The organism is Tsukamurella spumae (genome assembly GCF_012396015.1).
In the GTDB taxonomy this organism is placed as follows: Bacteria; Actinomycetota; Actinomycetes; order Mycobacteriales; family Mycobacteriaceae; genus Tsukamurella; species Tsukamurella spumae.
Map to the genome: position 1 here is coordinate 1 of NZ_JAAXOQ010000020.1, position 23,925 is coordinate 23,925.

The window sequence follows — 23,925 nt, forward strand, 5'->3', positions numbered from 1 at the left end:
CGCCGCCCGCGGGTGATCCCGCCTCCGGAGGTCCAGGTCGCCGCGCAGGAGGCGGCGCGCGCCGCGGCGGGCGCGCCGCCACTGGCACCGGGATCGCCGTCGGTCCAGCCCGCCGCGGCACCGTCGGCCCCCCGGCCCGGCCGTCCGGCGCCCGAGGCGGGCCGCAGCAAGCCCGACCCGCTGACGGACCCGCTCACGTCCGAGACCTTCCAGGGCGTGCAGCCCGCGTCGGACACCTACGAGGCGGGCGTCGTCGGCGACATCGGCTACAGCGCGCCGGCGGGGCCGCAGGCGCCGCCGAGTACCGCCGCGACCGGCTTCGACGGCGGCTTCGATCAGTTCGCGCCGCCGCGGTTCGAGCCGCGCGCCGAGAGCCGTGCGGAGGACGCCTGGGCCGATGCGGCGCCGCAGGCCGGGCCGCAGGCCGGGCACGAGGACGGACAGACCTTCGAGGCGACCTTCGAGGCGCACCCGGAGTCCGAGACCCTCGACGAGCCGGACGAGTCGTACATCGACGTCGAGGTGGTGGACGTCGAGGTGGACGCGGCGCACGTCGCGGAGACCGGGGAGTCCGAGGACACCGCGGCCGTGGAGGTCGACGAGGCAACGGGGGTCGACGAAGCTGCGGAGGCCGACGAGGCTGTGAAGCTCGACGAGGCCGACGAGTCGGCGGACGCGGACGAGGCCGCGGAGGCGAAGGAGCAGGCGCGCCCGACCTTCGCGGAGCCGCTCGCGATCGATCCGTACCCGTACACGCAGATCGACGACTCCTATGTCGACCCCGAGACCCTGCAGCATCTGCAGAACCGCCAGGCACAGTACGAAGCGAAGGACCCCGGTGACATGACCGAATTCAACGAGTCCCTGAACGAAGCCATGGCCATCGACGGCGCGCTGGGCGTCGCGCTGGTCGACGCGAGCAGCGGCATGGCGCTCGCGACCGCGGGCAATCCCGCGGAGTTCAACCTCGAGGTCGCGGCGGCGGGCAATTCGGCGCTGGTCCAGGCGATGAGCCGCACGCTGGGCGATCTGGACCTGGACGATCACATCGAGGACATCCTCATCACCCTCGGCACGCAGTACCAGATCGTGCGCCCGATCAACCAGGGCACCGACGACCTGTTCCTCTACCTGGTGCTGGACCGCTCGCGCGCGAACCTCGCGATGGCCCGCTTCCGCCTCACCAAGCTGGCCGAGCAGATCGAGGTCTGAGCCGGCCGACCGCGGCCGCCGAGCCGAGTCGCACCACGTCGTCCACTCGACTCTCGGATTCTGTCCGACACGGACAGCGTGTCCGTAGCGGACAGAATCCGAGAGAGCTGCGTTCGATGATGGACGAGCGCGGCTCGCGAGCGCTCTCACGCACCCTGCGAGGGCCTACGGCCGCAGCACGTCCGTCCCGATGAAGGGCTGCAGCGCCGCGGGCACGCGCACGGAACCGTCGGGCTGCTGGTGGTTCTCCCAGATCGCGACGAGCCAGCGCGTGGTGGCCAACGTTCCGTTCAACGTGGCCGCGACCTGCGGCCTACCGTCGGAATCGCGGTACCGGATGCCGAGCCGGCGGGCCTGGAAGGTGGTGCAGTTCGACGTCGACGTGAGCTCCCGGTAGCGGCCCTGCGACGGCACCCACGCCTCGCTGTCGAACTTGCGCGCCGCCGACGAGCCGAGATCCCCCGCGGCCACGTCGATCACCCGATAGGGCACCTCGACGGCCGCGAGCATCTCCTTCTCGAAGTCGAGCAGGCGCTGGTGCTCGGCCTCGGCGTCCTCGGGCTTGCAGTAGACGAACATCTCGATCTTGTCGAACTGGTGCACGCGGATGATGCCGCGGGTGTCCTTGCCGTACGAGCCGGCCTCGCGCCGGAAGCAACTCGACTGCGCGGCGTAGCGCACCGGCCCGTTCGACAGGTCCAGGATCTCGTCCATGTGGTACCCGGCGAGGGGCACCTCCGAGGTCCCCACGAGGTACAGATCGTCGGCCTCGAGGCGGTAGATCTCGTCGGCGTGCGCGCCCAGGAAGCCGGTACCGGCCATGACCTCGGGCTTGACCAGCACGGGCGGGATCATCAGGGTGAAGCCGTTCGCCACGGCCTTCTGCACCGCGAGCTGCAGCAGCGCCATCTGGAACAGGGCGCCGTAGCCGGTCATGAAGTAGAACCGCGAGCCCGAGACCTTGGCACCGCGCTCCATGTCGAGCAGGCCCAGCCCCTCGGCCAGTTCCAGGTGGTCCTTCGGATCCGCGATCTCCGGGACCGCGCCCACGTGCTCGAGTACCTCGAAGTCGTCCTCGCCGCCGGCGGGTACGCCGTCGATGATGATGTTGCCGATCTTCCGGGCGAGAACGTCGAAGGCCTCGTCGGCGCGGGTCTGCTCGGCCTCGGCCTCCTTGACGCGCGCGGCGAGCTCGCCCGCCGCGGCCACGAGGGCCTGGCGGTCCTCGGGCGCCGCCTTGCCGATCGATTTCGACGAGGCCCGGTGCTCGGCGCGCAGGGTGTCGGCCGCCAGCACCGCCGCCCGACGGTCCGCGTCCGCGGACAGCAGCGCGTCGACCAGCGACGGGTCCTCTCCACGGGCGCGCTGCGAGGCGCGTACACGGTCCGGGTTCTCGCGTACCAGCTTGACGTCGATCACGAGGGCAAGCCTATTACGGCACCGTCGCCGCACCCCAATCGATATCCGTGCGCCCATCGCGGCCCGGGCCAGGCATGATGGGAGGCGATGGCCGACGACACCGATACCCAGCCCGCACCCGCCGAGCGGACCAGCCGCGCCGGCGCCCTGCCCGTGCGCGCCGTTCTGGCCGCGGTGATCGTGGGCGCGCTCGCCGTCGGCGGCGTGCTGTTCGCCACCGGCGCGTTCGAGCCGAAGAACGAGGAGAACGGGCCGCGCCTCGTGGCGAGCGGCACCGTCCTCGCCCGGTCGAAGCCGGGTACATGCCTGACCTGGGACAAGGATCCGACGACGATGGCGCCCGTCGACTGCCTCGAGTCGCACAGGTTCGAGGTCGCGGGCGAGCCCGCGCACACGCTGCCCGCGGACGCGCCGTATCCCTCGGAATCGGCGATCGCAGCGCAGCGCGATCAGCTGTGCCCGCCCGTGGTCACCGAGTACCTGGGCAAGCGGCTCGACCCGATGGGCCGGTTCCAGACGAATCTGCTCACCGCCGGCCAGAAGGCGTGGGAGTCGGGCGATCGCACCATGCGGTGCGGCATCCAGGTGGCCGACGGTGCCGGCAACGCGCTCGAGGTCAAGGGCAAGGTCGTCAACCAGGACCAGTCGCTGACCTGGCCCCCCGGCACGTGCATCGGCGTGAGCGATCGCGGGAAGCCGACCGGCCCCGTCGAATGCACGCAGCCGCACGCGCTCGAGGTCACGTCCGTGATCGACCTGCGGCAGGCGTTCCCGGATGCGTCGTGGCCCACGAAGCAGCAGCAGGAGGACTACCTGGGCCGGATCTGCCCGTCGCGCACGACGGGGTGGTTCGGGTCGCAGGACGGGCTGCGCAAGTCGGGGCTGCAGTTGGCGTGGAACACGCTGTCGCAGCCGTCGTGGACCGCGGGTTCGCGCTCGGTGATCTGCTTCCTGGCCTCGTCGAAGGACACGACGACCTACACGCCGATCACCGGCTCGGCGAAGTCCCCCGGCCTGCTCATCGACGGCAAGCCGCCCGTGATGCCGACCTTCCCCGGCGCGAAGCCGGCCGAGCCCTCGACCGGACCGCGGTAGTCGTGCACGTCTCCCGCCGCGCGTTCCAGGACTGGGTGTCCGACGCCCTCGACGACGTTCCGCCCGAGCTCGCGACGGCGATGGACAACGTGGTGGTGCTGGTCCGCGACCGCAACGAGGACGAGCCGACGCTGCTCGGCCTGTACGAGGGCATCGCGCTCACCGAGCGCGACTGGAACTACGTGGGCACGCTGCCGGACACCATCACGATCTACCGCGAGGCGCTGATGGACATCTGCGAGACCGAGGAGCAGCTCCGGCACGAGATCCGGGTGACGGTGCTGCACGAGATCGGCCATCATTTCGGCATCGACGATCACCGACTGCACGAATTGGGCTGGGCCTGACCCTCGCCCGTCCGGGTCGAGTCCGATGTCAGCCCATCGGGTCCAGGTGCGACGGTGCGTCGGCCCAGCTGACGAGCTCCCATGCGCCGCCGTCGACCGGCCGGAGGACGATCTCGCCGGTGTTCGGCAGATGATGCTTGTGCGCGTAGGCACCGTCGACCCCGGACAGGCGGAAGCCGGCGAGCCGGATGGCGGCGCCGTGGCTGACGAGGTAGGCGTCGCCGTGCGGAAGATGCTCGGCGCGAATGGCGTCCAGGGCGGGCAGGTAGCGGGCGAGCAGATCGTCGGCGGACTCGCCGCCAGGCATCGCCGCGGTGGATTCGCCCGCGTACCAACGCTTCACGACGTCCTGGAACACCGCGATCGAGTCCTCGTCGTTGAACCCTTCCAGGTCGCCGGCCTGCACCTCGTGCACGCCGTCGATCACGGCGGTCGGCATGCCCCACGCCGCCGCGATGTGCCCGGCGGTCTGCTGAGCGCGACGCGCGATGGAGCTGAGCAGCACCGCGGGCGCGGCGTCCGGCCGCGAGGCGCCGAAGATCCTGGCCTGTTCGGCGCCCTCGGGCGTCAACGGAGCGCCCGGCGGGCGGGTGTCGAGGGTCCGCGCCACGTTCGCGGTGGTCTGGCCGTGCCGGACCAGATGCAACAGCCCCGTCATCGCTCGCCCCTGCGCAGCCCGTCGAACCAGGCCTCGGAGTCACCCGGGTCGACGGGGGCCGTGCCCGGCCCGCCCGGCCGGGGCCAGGAGCCCAGGAACCGCAGCTCGTTGCACACCCGGTGCAGGGCGCGCAGCGCCTCCCCCACCGCGGGATCGTCGATGTGGCCCACGCAGTCGAAGTGGAAGACATAGCTGCCGAACACGGTCCGCTTCGGCCGCGACTCGATGCGGGTGAGATCGACACCGCGCAGGGCGAACTCGGCCATCGCGAGCGCGAGCGAACCGGGCCTGCTGGGCACGTCGATCACCACGGCCGTGCAGTCGCTGCCGGTTCGCGGCGATGCGGGACCGGGCTTGCCGCACAGCACGAACCGAGTGCGGGCGTCCGGCACGTCCGCCACGCCCGTCGCGGCCTCGGGCACGCCGTACATCCGCGCAGCGAGTGCGGTCGTGACACCCGCGTCGATGCGGCCGTCCGCGACGTCGAGAGCGGCGGCGCTGTTCGAGGCGGCCGGAACCACCTGCGCCTGCGGCATGTTCGTGGCCAGCCAGGCCCGGACCTGCGCAGCCGCGACGGGGTAGGCGCCCACCGTGCGCGCCTCGGCGAGCGGTACCCGCGAGGCGATCGAGAACGCGACGGCGAGGTCCGTCTCGGCGAAGATCTGCAGCGGCGCACCGAAGCCCAGCGCGTCCAGCGTGGGCGTCACCGGCCCCTCGACGGATGACTCGATGGGCACGCAGGCGAGGTCGGCCGCACCGTCGGACACCATCTGCAGCGCGGCCACCTGACTGGGGGCGCTGATCCGCTCCGCCCCGACGAGGTCGAACCCGGGCACCGACATCGCCCCCCGCGCGGCGAGGTCCTGGCACTGCAGCAGCGCCATCTCGGTGAAGGTCCCCTCGGGTCCGAAGTAGGCGATGCGCGTCACGCCACGAGCCTAGCCGAGATCGCCCGCTGTCCGCGGTGGTCGACCCGCGCGCGATTCAGTATAGTTATTTCGTTCTTGCAGAGACGGGGGTGGGATGTCGCACGACGAGAACCCGCTGGATCGGATCAGTTCCGGGCCGGCGCCGACGGGGCCGAGCCCGTGGCGCTCGAATCGGATGCCGACCGGCAGCCCGTACGCGAGCGGGCTCTACGGCACGGGCGAGGTCCGGAACCCGCGGCGCCTCGGCCGCTCCGGGTGGACCGCCCTGATCATCGCGGTCGTCCTCGTCGCCGGCGCCGTGGCCTGGGCCGCCGTGTCGAAGCCGGGCCGTTCGGATATCGCCTCGCCGATCGGCACCGCGACGTCCCCGCCCCGTCCCCCCAGCGTCGCCCAGGTGACCGGCAGCACCGTCTTCACGACCGCGCTCGTCTCGCCACCCGGCTGCGCGCTCCCGCCGCTCGCCGCGACCCGGGAATCGGTGGAGGCGTTCGCGCGGACCGGCACCGTCTGCCTCGAGACGGTGTGGCACCTGCGGGCCGCCACGATCCGCCCGTTCAGCTCCCCCGACGACGTGCCGCCCGGCACCGGCTGCTTCGCCGGCGAGCCGATCACCACCTTCGGGACCTGCAACGATGAGATCTACCTCAATATCGATGCCGCGATCGAGGGCGCCGGCAACCAGGCGCCGCACCTGCTGCAGTGGCTCTCGATGGCCGTCGCCGACCGCGCCGAGAACCGCGCGGGGATCGCGGCCGACACCGCCGCACTGATCCGATCCGTGGACGGCGCGAGCCCGCTCGGCATCGAATACCGCAAGCGCGGCCACGCGCAGACCCTGTGCCTCGCGGGCGCGACGATGCAGCGCCTGGTGGATCACGGCATCACCCGGGCCGATATCGGCCAGGCATCGGCGCAGGCCCGTACCTGGACCCTGCTCGGCGAGGGCACGGACGGCCCGAAGGTCCAGGCGGCGACGGCGCAGCAGTGGTTCGACCGCGGCAGCCTGTCCCCGACGCAGGAGGTCTGCCGGACCGCGTGGACGGTCCCCGTCGACCAGGTGTCCTAGCGCAGGCCGCTACCGCAACCCGAGGGCGTGCAGGCGGTCGGTCACGGCCTGCGGGTCGGGCGCGACGATGTGCCGCAGCCGCTCCCGGACGGCGTCCTGCGCCATCGGGTTGAGGGCGGCCAATCGCGCCTCGTCGGGGGCGGACGCGGCGGCCTCGATGCCGCCGCCCGTCAGCGCGGCGACGGTCGCGCACAGCACCGCGATCGCCTGCTCCGCGTCGGCGACGGCGATCTCGAAACCCGGCCCCTCGTCGTGCACGCCCCGCACCAGGAACTCCGCGAGCGCGGTGGGATCCTCGGGCGCGTAGGCGCAGCTCTGCAGGCCCGACGGTGCCGCCACGGCCAACCCGTCGACCAGGGACATCGGCTCGCGCGGGGGCGCCAGCAGCTCCAGTTCGATTGCCATCTCCTCGACCATAACCCTTGCCCGGGGTTGCTTCTCGCATTAGGTTAGGGTTACCTTCATACCCATCATCATCGAGCGAGAGGAGCCGTCATGAGTGCCCCCACCATCGTCGAGCCGACCCCGGCTGAGCGCGTCCGCACAGTCGCGGCCGTCCCCCACGCCGCGGTCCTCGTCGCGGACGGCTACGAGCCGATCACGCTGGCCCTGCACCACGTGCTCGACGACCGGCTCGTCGTCGCCGTTCCGGACGACGCGCCCTGGCTCGAGGGCGCGCGCGCCATGGTCGAGATCAACGACATCTCGCCGCTGGCGCTGCGCGAGCGCACCCGCTCCCTCGTCTGGCTCTCCGGCCGGCTGTCCGAGGTGTCCGACGGTGCCGCGCTCGCCGCCCGGGTCGCCGTCGAGAACCCGCTCGAGGCACTGCTCGATGTGGGCAACGGCGCCCGACTGCTGGTCATGCCCATCGAGAACGCAGTGCTCGCCGATACCGCCGGTGCGGCATCGGTGTCCGGCTCGGAACTGGCGCAGGCACAGCCGGATCCGTTCGCGGGCTTCGAGTCGGCATGGCTTGCGCACGTCGAGTCCGGGCACCCCGAGATGGTCGGGCAGCTCGCGCGCCGCCTGCCGGGCAGGCTTCGCAACCACCGGGTCCGATTGCTCGGCATCGACCGGTTCGGCATCCGCCTGCGCGCCGAGCACCACGAGCTCTCCGACGTGGACGTGCGGCTGAACTTCCAACAGCCCGCCGACGACATGGCCGCCCTGCAGCGCGGCATCCGCATCCTGCTCGGCTGCCCGTTCCTCAACGGCCTGCGCGCCGGCTGATTCGCCTCACGATTTCGGGTTGTCGCGCGCAGCGCGTGCACACACCACTTCTGGCCCGCAGAAACCCGAGATTGTGAACCACCTCGGTGCTCGGGTGACGTTTCGTACGCGAACTGGGGATGGCCGGGCTTCTCAGCGGCGTTGCGGTGCGACCTGCGGGGCACCGTTGCGACATGGATCTGATCGCACTCATCGCCGAGCACGCCGACGCCGGCGTCATCTCCCGGGCACGGCTGATAACGCTCGGCGCCGACGCGCGCGAGATCAGCAAGCTGCGGCACGCCCGCGTTCTCGTCGTGATCCGGCGCGGGTGGTACGCGACCGCCGTAGCGGACTCCGCGGTCGTCGCCGCGGTACGCAACGGAGGCACCCTGACGTGCGTCTCCGCGGTGAAGTTCACACCGGGCGTGTGGGTTCCGCCCGGGATCACGCGAACTCACATCCGCTGGCCGGAACATCTCGCTCCGCCCGCCCGGGCGAAGGCCGGCCGGGCGAAGGCCGGCCGGGCGAAGGCCGGCCGCGAAGCGCGACAGCGAGCGAGCCACGGGACGGCGGCCTCCCCGGGTACGACCGACAGGCGTCACCGCTGCCACTCGCACCGTGGGGTGCGCACGCCGACGCGGGCGATCGACCCGCTGGCCGTGGCGCTGCAGCACGCGGCGCACTGCCTCTCTGACGACTACTTGGTAGCGGTCCTGGACTCCACGCTGCGGATGCCGAACCCGTACAGCGAGGAGGATCTGCGGGAGATCTTCGAGGGCGCACCGCAGCGGGTGCGCAGGCTCCTCGACCGGCTGGATCCGCTCGCGGGCTCCGGTAGCGAATCCGTCACCCGGATCCGCCTGCAGAACGCGCACGTCACGGTGCGCAGCCAGGTCGAGATCGAGGATCTCGGCCGCGTCGACCTCCTCGTGGGCGAGCGACTGATCGTGGAGTGCGACAGCAAGGAGCATCACAACAACGAGCAGCGCACAGAGGACAACCGGCGCGACAGGATCGCCGTCCTGGCCGGCTACCGGGTGCTGCGGTTCGACTACGACGACCTGCTATTCCGCTGGGACACGGTGTTCGCGGAGATCATGACCATCGTGCGCGCACGTCGCCACCGCGCGCCCCGGCGTAGGCCGCTCACGATATCGGCGTCCAGCGCGTCGGAAGCGCTCCTGCCACCTCCGGATCACCAGGACCCGAAATCGTGAACAACTGGACCCACGATCAGTGCGCCTGCACCGTGATGTCGGTGTCCTTCGGGGTCAGCGCGTACACGCTGATCGCGACGGCGAGCAGGATCACCCCGCCGACCAGACCCGTCACCTGCAGTGAGGCGGTGAACCCCTCCGCCGCACGGTGCGAGAGCTCGGCGTTGCCCGTCTGCTGCGCGATGGCCATTGCGGCGCCGAGGGATTCGCCCGCGGCATCCGCGGTCGCCCCGTCGACGCCCGGGACGCCGCCGAACGCCGCGTCCGAGGTGTACAGCATCGCGGCAACGCTGCCAAGGATCGCGACACCGAGCACGTTGCCCAAGTCGTACGAGGTCTCCTCGAGCGCGGCGGCGTTGCCCGCCTTCTCCTCCGGCGTCCCCGACATGATCATCGCGGAGGCCACCGTCATCCCGCCCATCCCGACGCCGACCAGGATCAGCGGCGCCACCAGGCGCGCGTAGTCCAGGTGCGCGGGAGCCGCGAGGAGGAGCATGCCGATCGCCGCCGCGACCAGGCCGCCGGCGAGGACGGTGCGGGCGCTCAGGACGCTCGCCAGCCACGGGGCCGCGAGCGAGGCCACCACGGCCGCGACGGCGATGGGGAGCAGCCGGACGCCGGTCTCGATCGGCCCGTAGCCCGCGACCAGCTGCATCCACTGCGCGAGCAGCAGCAGCGCGGCGGCCATCGCGAACACGACGCCCAGCGCCGCGATGATCGCCGCCGAGAACTGGCGCCGCCGGAACAGCCGCACATCGAGCAGGGGATGTTCGCGGTGCAGCGAGCGCCGGACGAACAGCCCGAGCACCACGACGGCGAACAGCAGCACGACGAGCGCCGGCCCCGACAGCAGGCTGTGGTCCTTCGCGAACCGCTTGATCGACCACACCAGCGCGACCATGCCGGCGATCGACATCAGCGCGCCGATCCAGTCCCAGTCGCCGCGCGCGGGGACTCTCGACTCGGGCAGTAGGAAGAACCCGATGACGAGCACGATCACCATCACGGGGACGTTGACCATGAACGCCGCGCGCCACGAGAAGTTCTCCAGCAGAACGCCACCCACGATCGGCCCGACGGCTGCGCCCACGCCGGACACCGCGGCCCACAGGCCGAGCGCCTTCGCCCGCTCGGCGGGGTCGGTGAAGATCACGCGCAGCATGGTCAGGGCGGTCGGCATGATCATGGCGCCGCCCACGCCGAGGGCCGCCCGCAGGGCGATCACGTGGGCGGGCGTCTGCGCCCACAGGACGAGCGCCGAGGCGAGCCCGAAGACGACGTAGCCCAGCAGCAGCATGCGCTTGCGGCCGAACCTGTCCCCCAGCGAGCTGGTGGAGACCAGGAGCCCGGCCAGCACGAGCGAGTAGACGTCGATGGTCCAGAGCTGCTCGGCCGCCGTCGGCCGCAGATCGGCGGCCAGGTCCGGGACCGCGATGTTGAGGATCGTCATGTCCACGGTGATCACGAGCAGGCTCGCCGAGAGCAGCAGTGCCGCGGCCCAGCGCCGCGTCGCGGACATCGCGGGCGCGGTCGAGAGGTCGGTCATGTCGTGCTCTCCTGTCGAGCCGTCCAGAGCGCCGCGATCGCGCGGTCGAGGAGCCTTCGCTCCGAAGGGGTTTCGGCGAGTGCCGTCTGCATGATCGCGCCGTCCGAGAGCATCGACACGGCCGCGGCGCTCTCGGTGGTGATGTAGCGCTCCAGCATCGCGAGGAAGTCGCTCTCCCACCGGACGGCGAGCGCTCGCAGGTCCGGATGCAGGGGCGCCGAACAGGTCACGGCGAAGTCGGCACCGACGAGGCGGGTGTCCTCGAGATAGCGGTACAGCCACGCCGTGTACACGGCGGCCGATGCCCCCTCCCGAACGAACTCGGCCTCCAGCTCCTCGAGCCAGCGCTCCGCGTCCTCCACCACCGATGTCATCGCGGCGGCGCGCAGATCGTCGAGCGTGGCGAAGTACTGCGTGGTCGAGCCGAGCGGCACCCCGGCCCGCGCGGCGACCTTCCGGTGGGTCAGCGCGTCCGGACCCGATTCCACGACGATGCCCGCGGCGGCCGCGATGATCTCGCGCCGGCGGCGCTCCGGGTCGCGGCGACGGGGGGTGGCGGTCATGCTCGGAACTCCTGACGGACGGCTGTACATGTACAAATGTACATTAGCTGGAACGGGGCGACAGGTACTAGATTGTGACCATGACGACACCCGAGCCTGAATCGGCTTTGACGGAGAAGAAGCCGGTCGGCGAACGCGCAGGTGAGATCGCCAAGAAGGGCGCACAGCAGGTCGCGATATGGGTCGGCGTCGCCGTCGTGGCGGTGATCGTCTACTCGATCGGCGCGGCGGTGATCCCCCGCTGGTGGGCCCAACGGGTCGGCGAATGGGTCAACAAGAGCATGATCACCGGCACCGGCCTCGGCCTCACATTCGGAATCCTGTGCACCCTGATCCCGCTCCTGCTGCTCCTGTTCGCGGTCAAGCGGATCCGCCGGTCGCCGAAACTGGCGGCGGCCGCCGCCATCCTCGCGGTGATCATCGCCCTCCCGAACCTCATGACGGCGAGCATCGCCGCCGGCGTCAGCAACGCGGCGAAGGCCGGGCGCGACGTGATGAACGTGGACGCACCGATGTTCCGCGGCGCCACGCTGTGGGGCGCGATCATCGGCGTGGTGCTCGCGATCGCCATCCCGATCGCGGTCAAGGTCCACCGGAAGCGGCGCGAGGAGCGCAAGCTCCAGAAAGCGGCCGACAAGGCCGCGGCGAAGCAGGCCAAGATCGCCGCCAAGGAGGAGTCCCGGGCGCAGAAGGCCGCGGCGCGGACCGAGGGGCGGGCCCCCGAGCCGTCGGACCGCACCGTCGAATAGCGTTCCCGGAGATCAGATCCCGAACAGGGTCTCGATCGGCGTCTTCGCGAAGTACAGCAGGAACAGCGCGGCCACGATCCACAGCAGCGGGTGGATCGTCCGCCACTTGCCGCGCGCCACGGCCATCACCACCCAGGTGATGAAGCCGATGCCGATGCCGTTCGCGATGGAGTAGGTGAAGGGCATCGACACCACGGTGAGGAACACCGGCAGGGCGATGTCGAACCGCGACCAGTCGATGTCGCGCAGCTGGCCGATCATCATCGCGCCCACGATCACCAGCGCCGGCGCGGCGGCCTCGGACGGCACCACCTCGTAGAGCGGGGTGAAGAACATCGCGAGCAGGAACAGCACGCCGGTCACGATGTTCGCCAGGCCCGTCCGGGCGCCCTCCGCGATGCCGGACGCCGACTCCACGAACACGGTGTTCGACGACGCCGAGGCGCCACCACCGACGATCGCGCCCGCGCCCTCGACCGCCAGGGCCTTGCCGATGTTCGGGACGGAACCGTCCTCCTTCATCAGCCCGGCCTCCTTGGTCAGGCCGGTGATGGTGCCCATCGCATCGAAGAAGTTCGACAGCACCAGCGCGAACACCAGCACCGACGCCGCGAGCACGCCGATCCGGGTGAACGCACCGAACAGGTCCACCTCGCCGACCAGCGACAGGTCCGGCATCCCGCCCAGCGAGGACGGAAGCTCGGGGATGTTCAGGCTCCAGCCGTGCGGGTCCTTGAACGACGGTCCCAGGCCCGCCACCTTCTGCACGATCAGGGCCACGATCGTGGTGACGACGATGCCCAGCAGGATCGCGCCCGGCACCTTGCGGACGACGAGGATCCCGATGAGCAGGACGCCGAAGACGAACACCGCCGTCGGCCACGCGGCCACGGAGTTGCCGATGCCGAGGCCGACGGGCACCGTCGTCCCCGCGGCGTCGGGGATGCGCCGGACGAAGCCCGCGTCGACCAGGCCGATGAAGGCGATGAAGCAGCCGATGCCGGCGGCGATGGCCGCCTTGAGCTCGGCGGGAATGGCGCGGAACACCGCGGTGCGGAAGCCCGTGACGCCGAGGATGACGATGATGATGCCGTCGATCACCACCAGGCCCATCGCCTCGGGCCAGGTGACCTGCGGCGCGATGGTCACCGCGAGCAGGCTGTTGACGCCCAGGCCGGCGGCGATGCCGAACGGATAGTTGACGATCGCGCCGAAGGCGATGCACATGACGCCCGCGGCGAGGGCCGTCACGGCCGCGACCTGCGCGGTCGGCAGCACGTGGCCGAGCACGTCGACGTTCTTCGTCTGCCCGACGACGCCGCCGATGATGATCGGGTTCAGCACCACGATGTAGGCCATCGTGAAGAACGTGACCAGGCCGCCACGGAGCTCGCGCGGCACCGTCGAGCCGCGTTCGGTGATGTGGAAGAACCGGTCGAGAGGCCCCAGGCGGGACTCAGTGGGAGCGGACACTGGTGTTCCCCTTCATCGGCGGCAGGATTTGCGCGAATCGTACAACGGTCCGGCTAAGGTGGCTCGGTGACCGTCCCGGAACCCGCGCAGCCGCGCGATCGCCGCCTCCTGCGGGCCGAGGTCGCGATCGTGTTGACGGTGACCTTCGCCTGGTCGGGGCTGTATTCGCTGGTCCGGCTGATCGGCTACCAGCTCGGGGCCGGGGTCGGATCGACGACGGTGACTCTCAACCCCGTCCGCAGCCCACACGCGATCATCGACTTCCTGCTGCAGGCGCTCGGCGCGGTGCAGCTGTTCGGTTGGGCGGCGCTGGCGCTCTACCTGCTGATCCGGTCGGGTATCGGGTTCTCGGACATCGGCTTCGCGCTGCGCGGCCCGCGCGCCGCGCTGATGCGCAACATCGGGCTGGGCACGGGACTGGCCGCGCTCATCGGGATCCCCGGCCTCGCGCTGTACACCGCGGGGCGGGCGCTGGGTGTGACCGCCAGCGTGGTGCCCGCCTCGGGCGACGTGCAGTGGTGGCGGATCCTCGCCTACGTCCTGCTCGCGGCCGGGAACGCCGTGGCCGAGGAGGTCGTGGTGGTGGGCTACTTCATGACGCGGCTGCGGCAGCTCGGGATGGGTCGCGCGGGCACCGTCGCGTCCGCCGCGGTGCTCCGCGGCAGCTACCACCTGTACCAGGGCTTCGGCGCCGGCCTCGGGAACCTGGTGATGGGCCTGGTCTTCGGCGCCGCCTACGACCGGTGGCGCAGGCTGTGGCCGCTGGTCATCGCCCACTTCCTGCTCGACGTGGTCGCCTTCGTCGGGTATGCGCTCCTGCGACCGCACCTCGGCTTCCTACGGTGACGCCCCGCTGAAATGTGGGTCCCAGCGGCGCCGGTCTCGTGTGACCTACACGAACGCGGAGCGCCGCCGCTGAGCGCGAGATCTCAGCGCTCAACCGGGTATCCACGTCTGCACCCCGGGACCGGTCCCGGCATGCGACCCGGCCATGAACACCACCTGATTCTCAGATGCGGCCCGTACAGTCGGACGACGTGAATGACGAACGACCTCGCGGCCGGGACCGGCAGCAGCCGAACCTCGCCTGGTCGCAGGTGCCGGAGGACGATCCGCGTTCCCGCGCGCCCCGGCACCCGCAGGGCATCCCGCGCGCGCAGCAGGGCGGGCGGCCCGCGGCTTCCCCGCAGCAGCCGCCCCGGCGCCCGCTACCTCCGCAGGGCGCGCAGCCGGGGCCGCATGGCCCGCAGCCGGGCGCATCCCGGCCCCGCGCCACCCGCGTCGAGCGGCCGGCGCCGCAGCCCCGTCAGGACTGGGCTCCCCGCCAGGACCCCGAGCCGCTACCCGCGGGCGAGGCCCTGCGCACCGTCGGGGCCCGGGGCAGTAGCGGCGGGCGCGTTCCGCCGCCGCCGCGCCCTCCTCGTGCCAAGGACCGTGACCGGGGCCGGCGGTCCGCCGCCGCCCCGGACCCGCACGCCCCCGCACCGAAGAAGGTGCGCCGCAAACGCAAGCTGCACCCGTTCCGATGGCTCGCGGTGCTCGTCGTGCTCCTCCTCGTCAGCACGGTCGCGGGCACCTTCTACTTCGACGGCAAGCTCAAGCGGATCGACGCGCTGGCGGCCTACTCCGGGCGGATCGCCGATACGCCGGGTACCAACTGGCTGCTCGTCGGCACCGACGCACGCGAGGGCCTCACGCCCGCGCAGCAGAAGGCGCTGGCCACCGGCGGCGACCTCGGCGGCGCCCGCACCGACACGATCATGCTGGTGCATATCCCGGAATCCGGGAACGCGACGCTGATCTCGATCCCTCGCGACCTGTTCGTACAGATCCCGGGCCAGGGCGGCTACAAGATCAACGCCGCCTACTTCTTCGGCAGCACCTCCGGCGCCGGCGACGCGGGCGGCGCGCAACTACTGGTCAAGACCTTCGAGAAGGCGGCCGGCGTGCACATCGATCACTACGCGGAGATCGGTTTCGGCGGCTTCGCGAACATGGTGGACGCGGTCGGCGGCGTCGAGATGTGCCCGAAGTACCCGATCAACGACCCCAAGGCCGGCATCCGTCTCAAGGCGGGCTGCCAGACGCTCGACGGTGCGCAGGCCCTCGGCTACGTCCGCACCCGCGCGACGCCGAACGCCGACCTCGACCGCGTCGTGCACCAGCGCGAGTTCATGTCGGCGCTGTTCAAGGAGGCGACCTCGCCGACCACGCTGATCAACCCGTTCGAGCTGTGGGGCCTGTCGAACGCCGTCGCCGACGCGCTCACCGTCGACACCGGCACGCACCTGTGGGACCTGGGCCGCCTCGCCTGGGCTCTGCGGTCCGGCACCGTCACCACCACCACGCCGACGGCCGGCAGCGAGTCGACCAGCGACGGGGACGCACTCGCGTGGGGCAAGAACACGACCGAGTTCTTCGGGCTCCTCGCCGCCGACCAGCCCATTCCCGATCGTCTCCTGAGCGGGCCCCCCGGAACCGGATAAGGTGGCGACATGACTGAACGCGGCCGCGTCGGCCGTCCGCCGAAGGTGAACCGCGAGCAGGTGGTCGCGGCCGCCGCGGACATCCTCACCAACGAGGGGCCGCTGAAGTTCTCCATGCGGACCCTCGCCGCGCGGCTCGACATCAGCGCGATGGGGATCTACCACTACTTCGATTCGAAGAACGATCTCCTGGGCGCCGTGCTCGAGCACCAGTCCTGGAACACGCCGATCCCCGAACTGTCCGACGACCCGCGCGAGCGCCTGGTCCAGCTGCCGCTCGCGGTCGTCGAGCACCTCACCGAGCACCCGTGGGTGATCGACGTCCTCGCCGGCGACGAGATCATCGACGCGTACTCGGCGTGGTCCTTCGACGAGTTCCTGCAGACCACCGACCGCCTCGACATCCCCGAGGACGAGTCGCTGCATCTGCTGCTGGGTCTGTGGCGCATCGTCATCGGCGAGGTCACCGTTCGCACCAACCATGCGCTGCGCGACGCCCGCCCGACGTCGACCCCCTGGTACGAGCGAGAGATCCCGCAGCACGTGATCGACCGTCCGCGGCTCGCCCGCGCGCTGGGGTCCCTCGACCCCAGCAGCGCGACCTACGACTTCCGCAGCACGATCACCGCCTACCTCCACGGCGCCCTCGGCGACCGCTTCCCGGGCTGACCTACAGCGACACCTGTCGGCCGCGCAGGCCGTCACGCGAGCGCCGCTGCGCGGCGGTGAGCTCGGAGTCGTCGGCCAGAGCCTCCGCCAGGCGCTTGGCCAGTTCGACGGTGCCCGGCACCCACTCGTCCGGGTGCGACTCGCGGTCGAGGTCGAAGACGGGGACCAGCAGACCGTCGGACCGGAACGAGCCGGCGAACCGCGAGCCCTCGCCCACCGTCAAGCCGCCGGCGGCGTGCACGCGGGCCAACGCGGCCATGAGCTCGTCCTCGGGCGCGGGGTGCACCCAGCGCAGGTGCGCCTTGGAGCCCGTGTCGGCCCACCACGGCGCGCCGATCCCGTCGGCGCCCAGGTCCAGGCGCGCCGCGGGCGTGATCAGCGAGTTGGCGTGCTCGACGAGCTGTCGGGTCTGCGCGTCCGCACCGTCGGTTCCCGCGAGCCACCAGTCGAAGTCCTTGTGCACGGTGATCTCGAGCTGCGCGGCGGGGTCGAGGACCTCGAGCAGCGCACCGTCGGGCGTCTCGGACAGGGCCTCCCCGGCGGGCGCGTCCGCCGCGAACCGGGCGGCACCCGCGAGGGCGGCGCCGGGCGCGGTCGGCCGGGCGGCGGTCTGCAGCGCGGCGTAGCCGACGACACCGTCGGCCTCCTCGCGGACCAGCGCGTACGCGGCGCCCGGGAGCACCGTCGCGAGGCGGACCTCGCGGTTCGCGCCCGCGACCTTCAGCGGGGCCGTGGCGCTGGGGACGAACTGGCGCAGCGCGACGATGTCGCACTCGGCGGCCAGGCCCTCGAACGGGCGGGCCGTTGCGGCCTCGGCGGCCTCGGTGCGGGCGCGCTGCGCGGCCAGCTTCTCGGCACGGTTGGATCCCTCGCGGGGAGTGGCATTGCGTTCGCGTCTACCCATGCCGGAAGCCTATCCGCGCAGCCAGGACCGCGTCCGCGCCGGGTGGTTGGTCGCGATCCACTCGACGCCGAGTCCATTGCACAGCGCGACGTCGACCTCGGAGTCCACGGTCCAGCAGTAGGTGAAGCGGCCGGCGGCGCGCGCCTTGGCGACGGTGTCCGGACGCTCCCGCAGCGACTCCACCGACGGTCCGATGCCCTGCGCGCGGACCGCCGTGGCCGCGCCGCCGCCGAGCAGCCGCGAGGCCTCGCCGAGGAGGACCGCGGGCACGCCGGGGGCGTTGCGCCGCACCCGCCAGATCGCGGAGCCGGAGAACGAGATGACGGTGACCGGCGCGTCCCGCAGGTCGTCGGGCTTGGCGAGCCCGTGGCGCTGGAGCGCGGCGACGAGCTTCTGCTCGACCATGCCGCCGAACCGGACCGGATGCTTGGTCTCGACGAACAGCTTCCGCCCGGACGTGCGCGCCAGCTCGATCAACTCGTCGAGGGTGACGACGGGCTCCGGCTTGCCCGGCCGCTTCCACGAGCCGAAGTCCATGGCCTTGAGGTCGGCCAGGTCGAGCTCGGAGACGGCACCCGTGCCGTCGGAGGTGCGCTCGACGGTGCGGTCGTGCAGGCAGACGAGGTGCTGGTCCTTGGTCAGCCGCACATCGCACTCGATGGCGTCGGCGCCCTCGGCGACGGCCGCCTCGAACGCGCTCATGGTGTGCTCGGGGTACTCGCCGCTCGCTCCCCGGTGCGCCACGACCCCTGCTACGCCGCCAGCCATCGCGTCTCCTCCTGTTCGCGGGCCGTCGGCCCCCCGTCGATCATGCGCACCAACCGCGCCGTCACCAGCAGGAACGCACCGGACAGCAGGTAGGTCAGCGTGGTGTACACCATCGCATCGGCGCCGTGCTGCAGGCCGCCGGCCGCGAGGGTGTACGCCGTGCACGCCACGGTGACGATAGTCAGCGCGATCCACGCGCCCCACCAGCGCCGGATGAACATCGCGCGACGATCCGTCCTCGCGCCGCCCGCGCGCCGCTGCGCGTCGACCAGTTCGAGCACCAGCACCGGCGCGGCCACCAGATTCACGACCGGGACCAGGCAGTACACCCACAGCTGCCAGACGGGCCGCGGCTCGCGGGTGCCCAGCTCGTCGAAGGCCCGGGCCCGGGCCGCCTGCAGCCACAGCGCGAGCACCGCGACCAGCGCGAGGACGGCGAGCACGGCCAGCCACCCCGTGGCGAACACGGCGACGGTCGCCGCGATCGCGAGAGCGCCGGGCACGGGCCCCGCCCGGTTGATCACCAGCAGCAGGTAGGCCAGCGCCTCGGCCGCGGCGGCGACGAAGACGATCACCGTGGTCAGCCGGAGCACGAAGGGCGTGACGTCCGCCGCGGCCTGCGCCGTGCTCACCGGCGCGGCGGGCGCGGGCGTGAAGTCCTGCCGCAGACCCCAGCGCGGGACCGCCGGGTAGCGCGGGGTCGGCCTCGGGCCCGACGGTGCCCGCCTCGGCACCGGGAGCGTCTCGGGCGGGCGTCGGGCCAGCCAGCGGATGCGCCGACGCGGGGCCTCGGTGCGGGCCGGGGTCGGGTGCATCAGACGGCCCCCGGGGTGCCGTCCGCACGCACGACGGGGCGCTCCGACGACGCCCACGCGATCATTCCCCCGTCCACGACCACGGCCTCGATCCCCACGGTCTCGAGGTACCGCACCGCCTGCTCCGACCGCCCACCGCCGCGGCAGATCACGAGCACCTCCGAGTCGAGGTCGAGCTCGGCGAACCGGACCGGCAACTCGGCCAGCGGGATGTGCTGCGCGCCGGGCGCATGGCCGAGGTCCCATTCGTCCTGTTCACGGACGTCGAGCAGGGTGATCGTCGAGGCAGCGGCCACATCAGCGGGAAGCGCGTCGACGGGGATCGGGCCGTCGCCGGAGTAGTCCGTCATGCCACCAGTCTTCCACGCGCGGGGGCGGGCATCCCGGAGAAATCACCGCGCCGGGCACGCGCCGGAGACGCGCCATCCACAGTTTCCACAGGCTCATCCACAGGTTGAGGGTTGTGAGGTGCGTGCTTCACCAGTGCGAATCCGTCGCCCTGTGGATCGATCACGTCAGGATCCGTAACTCGCCCACAGGCCGCGGCGCTGGAGGCCCGACAGCGCACCGTCGAGCACCCCTGCGGTGATCGACGCGGCGAGCCCCGCCCCGTCGACCGCGGTGCTGCCGCCGAGCAGGCGGGCGAGCAGTGGTTTCGGGGTGTGCATGGCCTCGATCTCCGCGTCGGGGAAGCGGTCGGCGAGGACGCCGCGCAGGGTGCCGATGCCGTCGGCGAGGCCCAGGTCGACGGCCTTGCGGCCGATCCAGACCTCGCCCGTGAACAGGGCGGGATCCTCACCCAGCCGAGTGCCGCGGCGATCGACGACCCACTCGCGGAAGGCGGTGTGGATGTCGCCCTGGATGCCGTGCAGCCACTCGAGATCGCCCTCGCGGACGTCCTCGAACATGTCGAGGCGATGCTTCGCGTCCCCCTCGGTGAACACCCGCCGTTCCAGGCCGATCTTGCCGATGAGCTCCTTCGCGCCGAAGCCCGCGGAGATCACGCCGATCGATCCGACGATGGACGTGCTGGTCACGAAGATCTCGTCGGCGGCGCAGGCCAGCCAGTAGCCACCCGACGCGGCGACGTCCTCGCAGAACGCCAGCACCGGCAGCTCATGCTTCTCGGCGAGTTGGCGGATGCGGGTTCCGATCAGTTCGGACTGGGCCGGCGAGCCGCCGGGGCTGTTGAGCGCGAGTGCGACGGCGACGGCGTCGTCGGTCTCGAAGGCCCGACGCAGCACCGGCTCGACGCCGGCCAGGTTGAGCGCGCCGCGGCCGAGCCCGCCGGACATCGCGGGCGCGGCGATCGGGCCCTCCAGGCGGACGACGGGGACCACGCCCCCGGCCTGCCCGAGGGCGGCGCGTACGCGGTGGCTCGCGGCCTTGGCCGCGTCCTGCAGATCGGTCACGAGAGGACTCATGGCCCCGACGGTAGCGGCAAGCACCGACGACGCGGCGACGACGCAGGTCAGGGCGCCAGCGGGGAGCCCGGGAGGTTGCGGGCCACCGTCCACACCGCGATCAGGACGCCGACGGTGACCCACAGATAGGTGTTCGTCGGCAGGGACGGGACCCGGAAGCCGACCTTCCTGCCCAGCCACCCGATCCACAACCACACCACGATCGCCGCTGCGGGGTAGACGAGCGCGTTCGACCCGAGAGCGGCGCCGAAGGCTCCGTTGGTGATGTCGTTGACGGCGCGCAGGCCGCCACAGCCCGGACAGTAGAGGCCGGTCACCGCGTACAGCGGGCAGACGCCCCAGCTCCCCTGCTGATGCGGGTCGCGCAGGTGCAGGGCGAGGGCGGTCGCGCCCACGGCCGCCGCCGTGGCGAGGGGGCCGGCCGCGGCGCGCAGGCTCCCCCGGGCGGGTGAGGTGGTGGCCGTCATGGGGTCCAGGCTAGCGCTCCGTGGCCGACGGGGCCCGGGCCCGATCAGGCAGCGGTGATCCAGGCCAGGCCGCCGAACAGGCAGCCCAGCGAGACGAGCGCGTCCAGCGCCGCGTAGCCCCAGGCGAAGCGGCGGTTGAGCAGGTTGAGCACCGCATGCGCACCGAAGGTGGTGCCCAGCAGCAGCGAGATCAGGAAGGTGATCGCCAGGACGTCGAGGTCGCCGCCGTAGCTGCAGGCCATCGCCGCGCAGTCGCGGAACGAGGGCAGCGCGGCCACTGCGAGCACGAGGTTGGCGATGGTCGCCGTGAACGAGGCGATGAGCAGTGCCATCGACACGACGATGTCGGCGCGGGTCTGGCGGCCGCCGACGAGGGTGCGAATGCGGCCGGCCCGACCAGCGTGCGGGTGCTGGGTGCGCACTCCGATGCTGAATCCGGTCATGCCAATCATGATCCGTCCGAACACGACGGATTCCAAGCACGTTCGATAGAAACCATGACAGATTCTATCGAACGTGGGTGCCGCGCTGCAGGTGAGCGCCGTAAGGCAATCCTACGGTCTATTACGTCACATTCGCTTGAATGAACAACAAACATCGGACATTCCGGCGCTTCGGCCACGGGGCGGATTGAACGGGACGCCGTATCAGACTCGATTTCCTACGTCCGTGTAGGTCGGCTATGGTGGTCCACACCACAGCTGTGACAGAGTTCACAACTGCAAGCACGGAAGGCGGCGCGATGACGGTCAGGCACACACGATCCATCGCCACGGGCGCGGACGCGGCGGCGCGCAGCTCATGCACCGTGCACTTCTCGCGTTCGCTGGCCCGAACCGGCCTGACGGTCGCCGTGCTGGCGCTCGCCCTCGTGCTCATCATCGCCCTGGGCTGACACTCCGGCAGGCGGCTCGACCGGCGCGAACCTCAACAGCACTTCATGCGCATTCGGCCATCCTTATTGCGGAACCATTCCAGATAAGAAAAGCTGGACCAGTAACGTAGGACCAATCAGGGGACGATCGTCCTCGCTATCGAAGGGAAAGACGTGGCCGTCTACACTCTGCCGGACCTCGACTACGACTACAGCGCTCTCGAGCCCTACATCTCGGCCGAGATCATGGAGTTGCACCACAGCAAGCATCACGCCGCGTACGTGGCCGGCGCCAACCAGGCTCTCGAGCAGCTCGCCGAGGCCCGCGAGGACGGCTCGATCGCCACCAAGGCGCCGCTGCTCTCGAAGAACCTCGCGTTCCACCTGGGTGGCCACACCAACCACTCCATCTTCTGGAAGAACATGTCGCCCAACGGCGGCGACAAGCCGGTCGGTGACCTGGCCGCCGCGATCGACGACCAGTTCGGCGGCTTCGACAAGTTCCAGGCGCACTTCAACGCCGTCGCGATGACGCTGCAGGGCTCCGGCTGGTCCGTGCTCGCGTACGACCACATCGGGCAGCGCCTCGTGATCCAGCAGCTGACCGACCAGCAGGGCAACATCTCGGAGGCCCTCACTCCGCTGCTGCAGCTCGACATGTGGGAGCACGCCTTCTACCTGCAGTACAAGAACGTCAAGGGCGATTACGTCAAGGCCTGGTGGAACGTTGTGAACTGGGACGATGTCGCTGCGCGCTACGCCGCCGCCACCGCCTGAGTCCGTATCTCCTCAGCCTCGGAACCCCGTCCAGCGCACTGCGCCGGCGGGGTTTCGTCGTTGCGCGTGCTGCGCAGTGCGAGGCCATTCGCTACCGTGAGCCCACAACCCACGTATCTGAAAGGTCTCCCATGCTCCCCCGTGTCACCGCTGCCCTCACCTCCGTGGCCGCCGTCGCCGTCCTCGCGCCGGCCGTCGCCCACGCCGCGCCCGCCCCCGGCGACGAGGCGACCGCGCGCCGGATCGCGTGCGAGCAGTACGCCGTCGGCGCGGTGACCTTCGACTACCGCGATCTCGCGCCGTGGCGCGCACGCCTCGTCCGCGGTACGTCTCCTGAGCTGTCGACGAAGCTCGCAGACACCTACGACGCCATGCGGGAACTGCTCCAGCCGCTCAAGTGGGTGTCCACCGCGAGCCTGAGCGGCGCCGAGGTCCGGCACGTCGGTGACGACGTGTGGAAGGCCAGGTGCTTCGTCTCCGTGCACGCCACCAACGTGCAGGCACCGCAGGGCCGGGACGTGTTGACCGTCTACGAGGTCACACTCGACAAGAAGCGGAACTGGCAGATCACCGACGTCGGCGGCACCCCCAACGGGCTCTGATCCCCATCGTGTCAGCGCCCGCTGAGAGAGTGGGCACATGACGCAGCCGGGATACGACGCCCTCGCCGACACCTACGCCGAGATGTTCCCGGATCCGTACCAGTACCCCATCGAGGCGCACGCCGCGGCGGCCTTCGCGGAGGCCGCCGCGGGCCGGATCGGCCGCACCGTCGACGTCGGCTGCGGGCTCGGCCATGTCGCCGCCGACCTCGCCGCCCGCGGCCTCGACGTGATCGGTGTCGATCCGAGCCCCGGCATGCTCGCCCACGCACGCAGCCTGCACCCCCACGTCGCCTTCTCCGCCGACGATGCCTCGCTGAGCACCCTGACCGACGGCCCGATCGCCGCGATCCTCGCCCGGTTCAGCCTGATTCACGTGGAACCGTCCGAGGTCCGTTCGACGGTGCGCCGCTGGGCCGCGCGGGTGTCCGCCGGGACTCCGGTGCTCGTCGCGTTTCAGGCGGCCGACGAGCCCGGTCCGGCGATCGCCTTCGACCACGCCGTCGCGCCGGCCTGGCGGTGGCATCCGGATGAGTTCGGCGAGGTTCTCGCCGCGGCGGGCTTCGAGGAGTCCTGGCGAATCGTCTACCGCGACAAGAACTACCGGTTCCCCATGGCGCAGATCCTCGCCCACCGGCGCTGAACGGGGCACC

At 71.3% G+C, this 23,925-nt stretch carries 28 protein-coding genes; 14 read left to right on the top strand and 14 right to left on the bottom strand.

Annotated elements, in window-relative coordinates; all coding sequences use genetic code 11:
* Window positions 1-1,212 (top strand): hypothetical protein (locus HF999_RS22605; RefSeq protein ID WP_246207866.1); only part of this gene is annotated, 1,212 nt, incomplete at its 5' end.
* A gap of 165 nt (window positions 1,213-1,377) precedes the next feature.
* On the opposite strand, the gene serS is transcribed toward HF999_RS22605, so the two are convergent.
* Window positions 1,378-2,631 carry a serine--tRNA ligase gene (serS, locus tag HF999_RS14785; RefSeq protein ID WP_168546623.1) on the bottom strand — a complete coding sequence of 418 codons (1,254 nt, stop codon included), beginning with the start codon at window positions 2,629-2,631 and terminating at the stop codon, window positions 1,378-1,380.
* Between the two features lie 87 nt (window positions 2,632-2,718).
* On the opposite strand from serS, the gene HF999_RS22610 reads away from it, so the two are divergent.
* Window positions 2,719-3,726, top strand: a complete 1,008-nt coding sequence (locus HF999_RS22610; protein ID WP_168546624.1) for a septum formation family protein — start codon at window positions 2,719-2,721, stop codon at window positions 3,724-3,726.
* Between the two features lie 2 nt (window positions 3,727-3,728).
* Entirely contained in the window at window positions 3,729-4,073 is a 345-nt protein-coding gene (locus tag HF999_RS14795) for a metallopeptidase family protein (RefSeq protein ID WP_168546625.1), read from the top strand.
* A 28-nt stretch (window positions 4,074-4,101) separates the two neighbouring features.
* Here the strand turns inward: HF999_RS14795 and HF999_RS14800 are convergent, their stop codons facing one another.
* Together HF999_RS14800 and pheA are read right to left on the bottom strand one after the other, a co-directional pair.
* Window positions 4,102-4,731 (bottom strand): histidine phosphatase family protein, encoded by a 630-nt coding sequence (locus tag HF999_RS14800; protein WP_168546626.1) that lies wholly within the window; start codon window positions 4,729-4,731, stop codon window positions 4,102-4,104.
* Window positions 4,728-5,660 (bottom strand): prephenate dehydratase, encoded by a 933-nt coding sequence (gene pheA, locus HF999_RS14805; RefSeq protein WP_168546627.1) that lies wholly within the window; start codon window positions 5,658-5,660, stop codon window positions 4,728-4,730. Before pheA ends, HF999_RS14800 begins: the two co-directional genes overlap by 4 nt.
* Window positions 5,661-5,754: 94 nt before the next feature.
* Between pheA and HF999_RS14810 the strand changes: the two genes are divergently transcribed.
* Complete coding sequence (locus HF999_RS14810; RefSeq protein WP_168546628.1) at window positions 5,755-6,726, top strand: hypothetical protein; 972 nt, start codon at window positions 5,755-5,757, stop codon at window positions 6,724-6,726.
* A 9-nt stretch (window positions 6,727-6,735) separates the two neighbouring features.
* Here HF999_RS14810 and HF999_RS14815 read toward each other — a convergent pair whose 3' ends face one another.
* The gene (locus HF999_RS14815) at window positions 6,736-7,131 is read right to left on the bottom strand and encodes a hypothetical protein (protein WP_168546629.1); all 396 of its coding nucleotides are present in this window, start codon (window positions 7,129-7,131) and stop codon (window positions 6,736-6,738) included.
* Window positions 7,132-7,221: 90 nt separating this feature from the next.
* Here HF999_RS14815 and HF999_RS14820 point away from each other — a divergent pair, with 90 nt between their 5' ends.
* Window positions 7,222-7,956 (top strand): DUF2470 domain-containing protein, encoded by a 735-nt coding sequence (locus HF999_RS14820; RefSeq protein WP_168546630.1) that lies wholly within the window; start codon window positions 7,222-7,224, stop codon window positions 7,954-7,956.
* A 173-nt stretch (window positions 7,957-8,129) separates the two neighbouring features.
* Window positions 8,130-9,155 (top strand): endonuclease domain-containing protein, encoded by a 1,026-nt coding sequence (locus HF999_RS14825; protein ID WP_168546631.1) that lies wholly within the window; start codon window positions 8,130-8,132, stop codon window positions 9,153-9,155.
* Window positions 9,156-9,171: 16 nt separating this feature from the next.
* On the opposite strand, the gene HF999_RS14830 is transcribed toward HF999_RS14825, so the two are convergent.
* Entirely contained in the window at window positions 9,172-10,701 is a 1,530-nt protein-coding gene (locus tag HF999_RS14830; protein WP_168546632.1) for an MFS transporter, read from the bottom strand.
* On the bottom strand, window positions 10,698-11,264 hold the full coding sequence (locus tag HF999_RS14835) for a TetR/AcrR family transcriptional regulator (RefSeq protein ID WP_210733823.1): 567 nt from the start codon (window positions 11,262-11,264) through the stop codon (window positions 10,698-10,700). The genes HF999_RS14830 and HF999_RS14835 overlap by 4 nt, the downstream gene beginning before the upstream one ends.
* Before the next feature lie 80 nt (window positions 11,265-11,344).
* Between HF999_RS14835 and HF999_RS14840 the strand changes: the two genes are divergently transcribed.
* The gene (locus HF999_RS14840; RefSeq protein ID WP_168546634.1) at window positions 11,345-12,013 is read left to right on the top strand and encodes a hypothetical protein; all 669 of its coding nucleotides are present in this window, start codon (window positions 11,345-11,347) and stop codon (window positions 12,011-12,013) included.
* Window positions 12,014-12,025: 12 nt separating this feature from the next.
* On the opposite strand, the gene HF999_RS14845 is transcribed toward HF999_RS14840, so the two are convergent.
* Entirely contained in the window at window positions 12,026-13,486 is a 1,461-nt protein-coding gene (locus tag HF999_RS14845) for an NCS2 family permease (protein WP_168546635.1), read from the bottom strand.
* 66 nt (window positions 13,487-13,552) lie between these two features.
* Here HF999_RS14845 and HF999_RS14850 point away from each other — a divergent pair, with 66 nt between their 5' ends.
* From HF999_RS14850 to HF999_RS14860, 3 genes are all read left to right on the top strand, one after another.
* Window positions 13,553-14,332: a CPBP family intramembrane glutamic endopeptidase gene (locus HF999_RS14850; RefSeq protein ID WP_168546636.1), complete on the top strand. Its 780-nt coding sequence runs from the start codon at window positions 13,553-13,555 to the stop codon at window positions 14,330-14,332.
* 191 nt (window positions 14,333-14,523) lie between these two features.
* Window positions 14,524-15,972, top strand: a complete 1,449-nt coding sequence (locus tag HF999_RS23045; RefSeq protein ID WP_312854151.1) for an LCP family protein — start codon at window positions 14,524-14,526, stop codon at window positions 15,970-15,972.
* 9 nt (window positions 15,973-15,981) lie between these two features.
* Window positions 15,982-16,641 carry a TetR/AcrR family transcriptional regulator gene (locus HF999_RS14860; protein ID WP_168546638.1) on the top strand — a complete coding sequence of 220 codons (660 nt, stop codon included), beginning with the start codon at window positions 15,982-15,984 and terminating at the stop codon, window positions 16,639-16,641.
* A 1-nt stretch (window position 16,642) separates the two neighbouring features.
* On the opposite strand, the gene HF999_RS14865 is transcribed toward HF999_RS14860, so the two are convergent.
* From HF999_RS14865 to HF999_RS14895, 7 genes are all read right to left on the bottom strand, one after another.
* Window positions 16,643-17,545 carry a DUF5926 family protein gene (locus HF999_RS14865; protein ID WP_168546639.1) on the bottom strand — a complete coding sequence of 301 codons (903 nt, stop codon included), beginning with the start codon at window positions 17,543-17,545 and terminating at the stop codon, window positions 16,643-16,645.
* Window positions 17,546-17,554: 9 nt separating this feature from the next.
* The gene (locus tag HF999_RS14870; protein WP_168546640.1) at window positions 17,555-18,313 is read right to left on the bottom strand and encodes a glycerophosphodiester phosphodiesterase; all 759 of its coding nucleotides are present in this window, start codon (window positions 18,311-18,313) and stop codon (window positions 17,555-17,557) included.
* On the bottom strand, window positions 18,298-19,128 hold the full coding sequence (locus tag HF999_RS14875; RefSeq protein ID WP_168546641.1) for a DUF4328 domain-containing protein: 831 nt from the start codon (window positions 19,126-19,128) through the stop codon (window positions 18,298-18,300). Before HF999_RS14875 ends, HF999_RS14870 begins: the two co-directional genes overlap by 16 nt.
* Window positions 19,128-19,478: a rhodanese-like domain-containing protein gene (locus tag HF999_RS14880; protein ID WP_168546642.1), complete on the bottom strand. Its 351-nt coding sequence runs from the start codon at window positions 19,476-19,478 to the stop codon at window positions 19,128-19,130. The genes HF999_RS14875 and HF999_RS14880 overlap by 1 nt, the downstream gene beginning before the upstream one ends.
* A gap of 165 nt (window positions 19,479-19,643) precedes the next feature.
* The gene (locus tag HF999_RS14885) at window positions 19,644-20,552 is read right to left on the bottom strand and encodes a S49 family peptidase (RefSeq protein WP_168546643.1); all 909 of its coding nucleotides are present in this window, start codon (window positions 20,550-20,552) and stop codon (window positions 19,644-19,646) included.
* A gap of 47 nt (window positions 20,553-20,599) precedes the next feature.
* Window positions 20,600-21,019, bottom strand: coding sequence for a DUF2752 domain-containing protein (locus HF999_RS14890; RefSeq protein WP_168546644.1), 420 nt, complete (start codon window positions 21,017-21,019; stop codon window positions 20,600-20,602).
* Between the two features lie 44 nt (window positions 21,020-21,063).
* A complete protein-coding gene (locus HF999_RS14895; RefSeq protein ID WP_168546645.1) occupies window positions 21,064-21,462 on the bottom strand; it encodes a hypothetical protein in 399 nt (132 codons plus the stop codon).
* A gap of 299 nt (window positions 21,463-21,761) precedes the next feature.
* On the opposite strand from HF999_RS14895, the gene HF999_RS14900 reads away from it, so the two are divergent.
* The 4 genes from HF999_RS14900 (at window position 21,762) to HF999_RS14915 (ending at window position 23,915) form a co-directional block, all read left to right on the top strand.
* Complete coding sequence (locus HF999_RS14900; protein WP_168546646.1) at window positions 21,762-21,914, top strand: hypothetical protein; 153 nt, start codon at window positions 21,762-21,764, stop codon at window positions 21,912-21,914.
* A gap of 153 nt (window positions 21,915-22,067) precedes the next feature.
* Window positions 22,068-22,670 carry a superoxide dismutase gene (locus HF999_RS14905; protein ID WP_068573585.1) on the top strand — a complete coding sequence of 201 codons (603 nt, stop codon included), beginning with the start codon at window positions 22,068-22,070 and terminating at the stop codon, window positions 22,668-22,670.
* Window positions 22,671-22,801: 131 nt separating this feature from the next.
* Window positions 22,802-23,272, top strand: a complete 471-nt coding sequence (locus tag HF999_RS14910; RefSeq protein ID WP_168546647.1) for a hypothetical protein — start codon at window positions 22,802-22,804, stop codon at window positions 23,270-23,272.
* 37 nt (window positions 23,273-23,309) lie between these two features.
* Window positions 23,310-23,915, top strand: a complete 606-nt coding sequence (locus HF999_RS14915; RefSeq protein WP_168546648.1) for a class I SAM-dependent methyltransferase — start codon at window positions 23,310-23,312, stop codon at window positions 23,913-23,915.
* Window positions 23,916-23,925: the final 10 nt, after the last annotated feature.

Coding starts and splice junctions, on each gene's coding strand:
- HF999_RS14860 (WP_168546638.1), top strand. CDS start 15,982: ATGACTGAACGCGGCCGCGTCGGCCGTCCGCCGAAGGTGAACCGCGAG.
- HF999_RS14900 (WP_168546646.1), top strand. CDS start 21,762: ATGACGGTCAGGCACACACGATCCATCGCCACGGGCGCGGACGCGGCG.
- HF999_RS14890 (WP_168546644.1), bottom strand. CDS start 21,019: ATGACGGCCACCACCTCACCCGCCCGGGGGAGCCTGCGCGCCGCGGCC.
- HF999_RS14800 (WP_168546626.1), bottom strand. CDS start 4,731: ATGACGGGGCTGTTGCATCTGGTCCGGCACGGCCAGACCACCGCGAAC.
- HF999_RS14895 (WP_168546645.1), bottom strand. CDS start 21,462: ATGACCGGATTCAGCATCGGAGTGCGCACCCAGCACCCGCACGCTGGT.
- HF999_RS14865 (WP_168546639.1), bottom strand. CDS start 17,545: ATGGGTAGACGCGAACGCAATGCCACTCCCCGCGAGGGATCCAACCGT.
- HF999_RS14840 (WP_168546634.1), top strand. CDS start 11,345: ATGACGACACCCGAGCCTGAATCGGCTTTGACGGAGAAGAAGCCGGTC.
- HF999_RS14810 (WP_168546628.1), top strand. CDS start 5,755: ATGTCGCACGACGAGAACCCGCTGGATCGGATCAGTTCCGGGCCGGCG.
- HF999_RS14830 (WP_168546632.1), bottom strand. CDS start 10,701: ATGACCGACCTCTCGACCGCGCCCGCGATGTCCGCGACGCGGCGCTGG.
- HF999_RS14820 (WP_168546630.1), top strand. CDS start 7,222: ATGAGTGCCCCCACCATCGTCGAGCCGACCCCGGCTGAGCGCGTCCGC.
- HF999_RS14880 (WP_168546642.1), bottom strand. CDS start 19,478: ATGACGGACTACTCCGGCGACGGCCCGATCCCCGTCGACGCGCTTCCC.
- HF999_RS22610 (WP_168546624.1), top strand. CDS start 2,719: ATGGCCGACGACACCGATACCCAGCCCGCACCCGCCGAGCGGACCAGC.
- HF999_RS14915 (WP_168546648.1), top strand. CDS start 23,310: ATGACGCAGCCGGGATACGACGCCCTCGCCGACACCTACGCCGAGATG.
- HF999_RS14870 (WP_168546640.1), bottom strand. CDS start 18,313: ATGGCTGGCGGCGTAGCAGGGGTCGTGGCGCACCGGGGAGCGAGCGGC.
- HF999_RS14835 (WP_210733823.1), bottom strand. CDS start 11,264: ATGACCGCCACCCCCCGTCGCCGCGACCCGGAGCGCCGCCGGCGCGAG.
- HF999_RS14815 (WP_168546629.1), bottom strand. CDS start 7,131: ATGGCAATCGAACTGGAGCTGCTGGCGCCCCCGCGCGAGCCGATGTCC.
- HF999_RS14825 (WP_168546631.1), top strand. CDS start 8,130: ATGGATCTGATCGCACTCATCGCCGAGCACGCCGACGCCGGCGTCATC.
- HF999_RS14875 (WP_168546641.1), bottom strand. CDS start 19,128: ATGCACCCGACCCCGGCCCGCACCGAGGCCCCGCGTCGGCGCATCCGC.
- HF999_RS14910 (WP_168546647.1), top strand. CDS start 22,802: ATGCTCCCCCGTGTCACCGCTGCCCTCACCTCCGTGGCCGCCGTCGCC.
- HF999_RS14885 (WP_168546643.1), bottom strand. CDS start 20,552: ATGAGTCCTCTCGTGACCGATCTGCAGGACGCGGCCAAGGCCGCGAGC.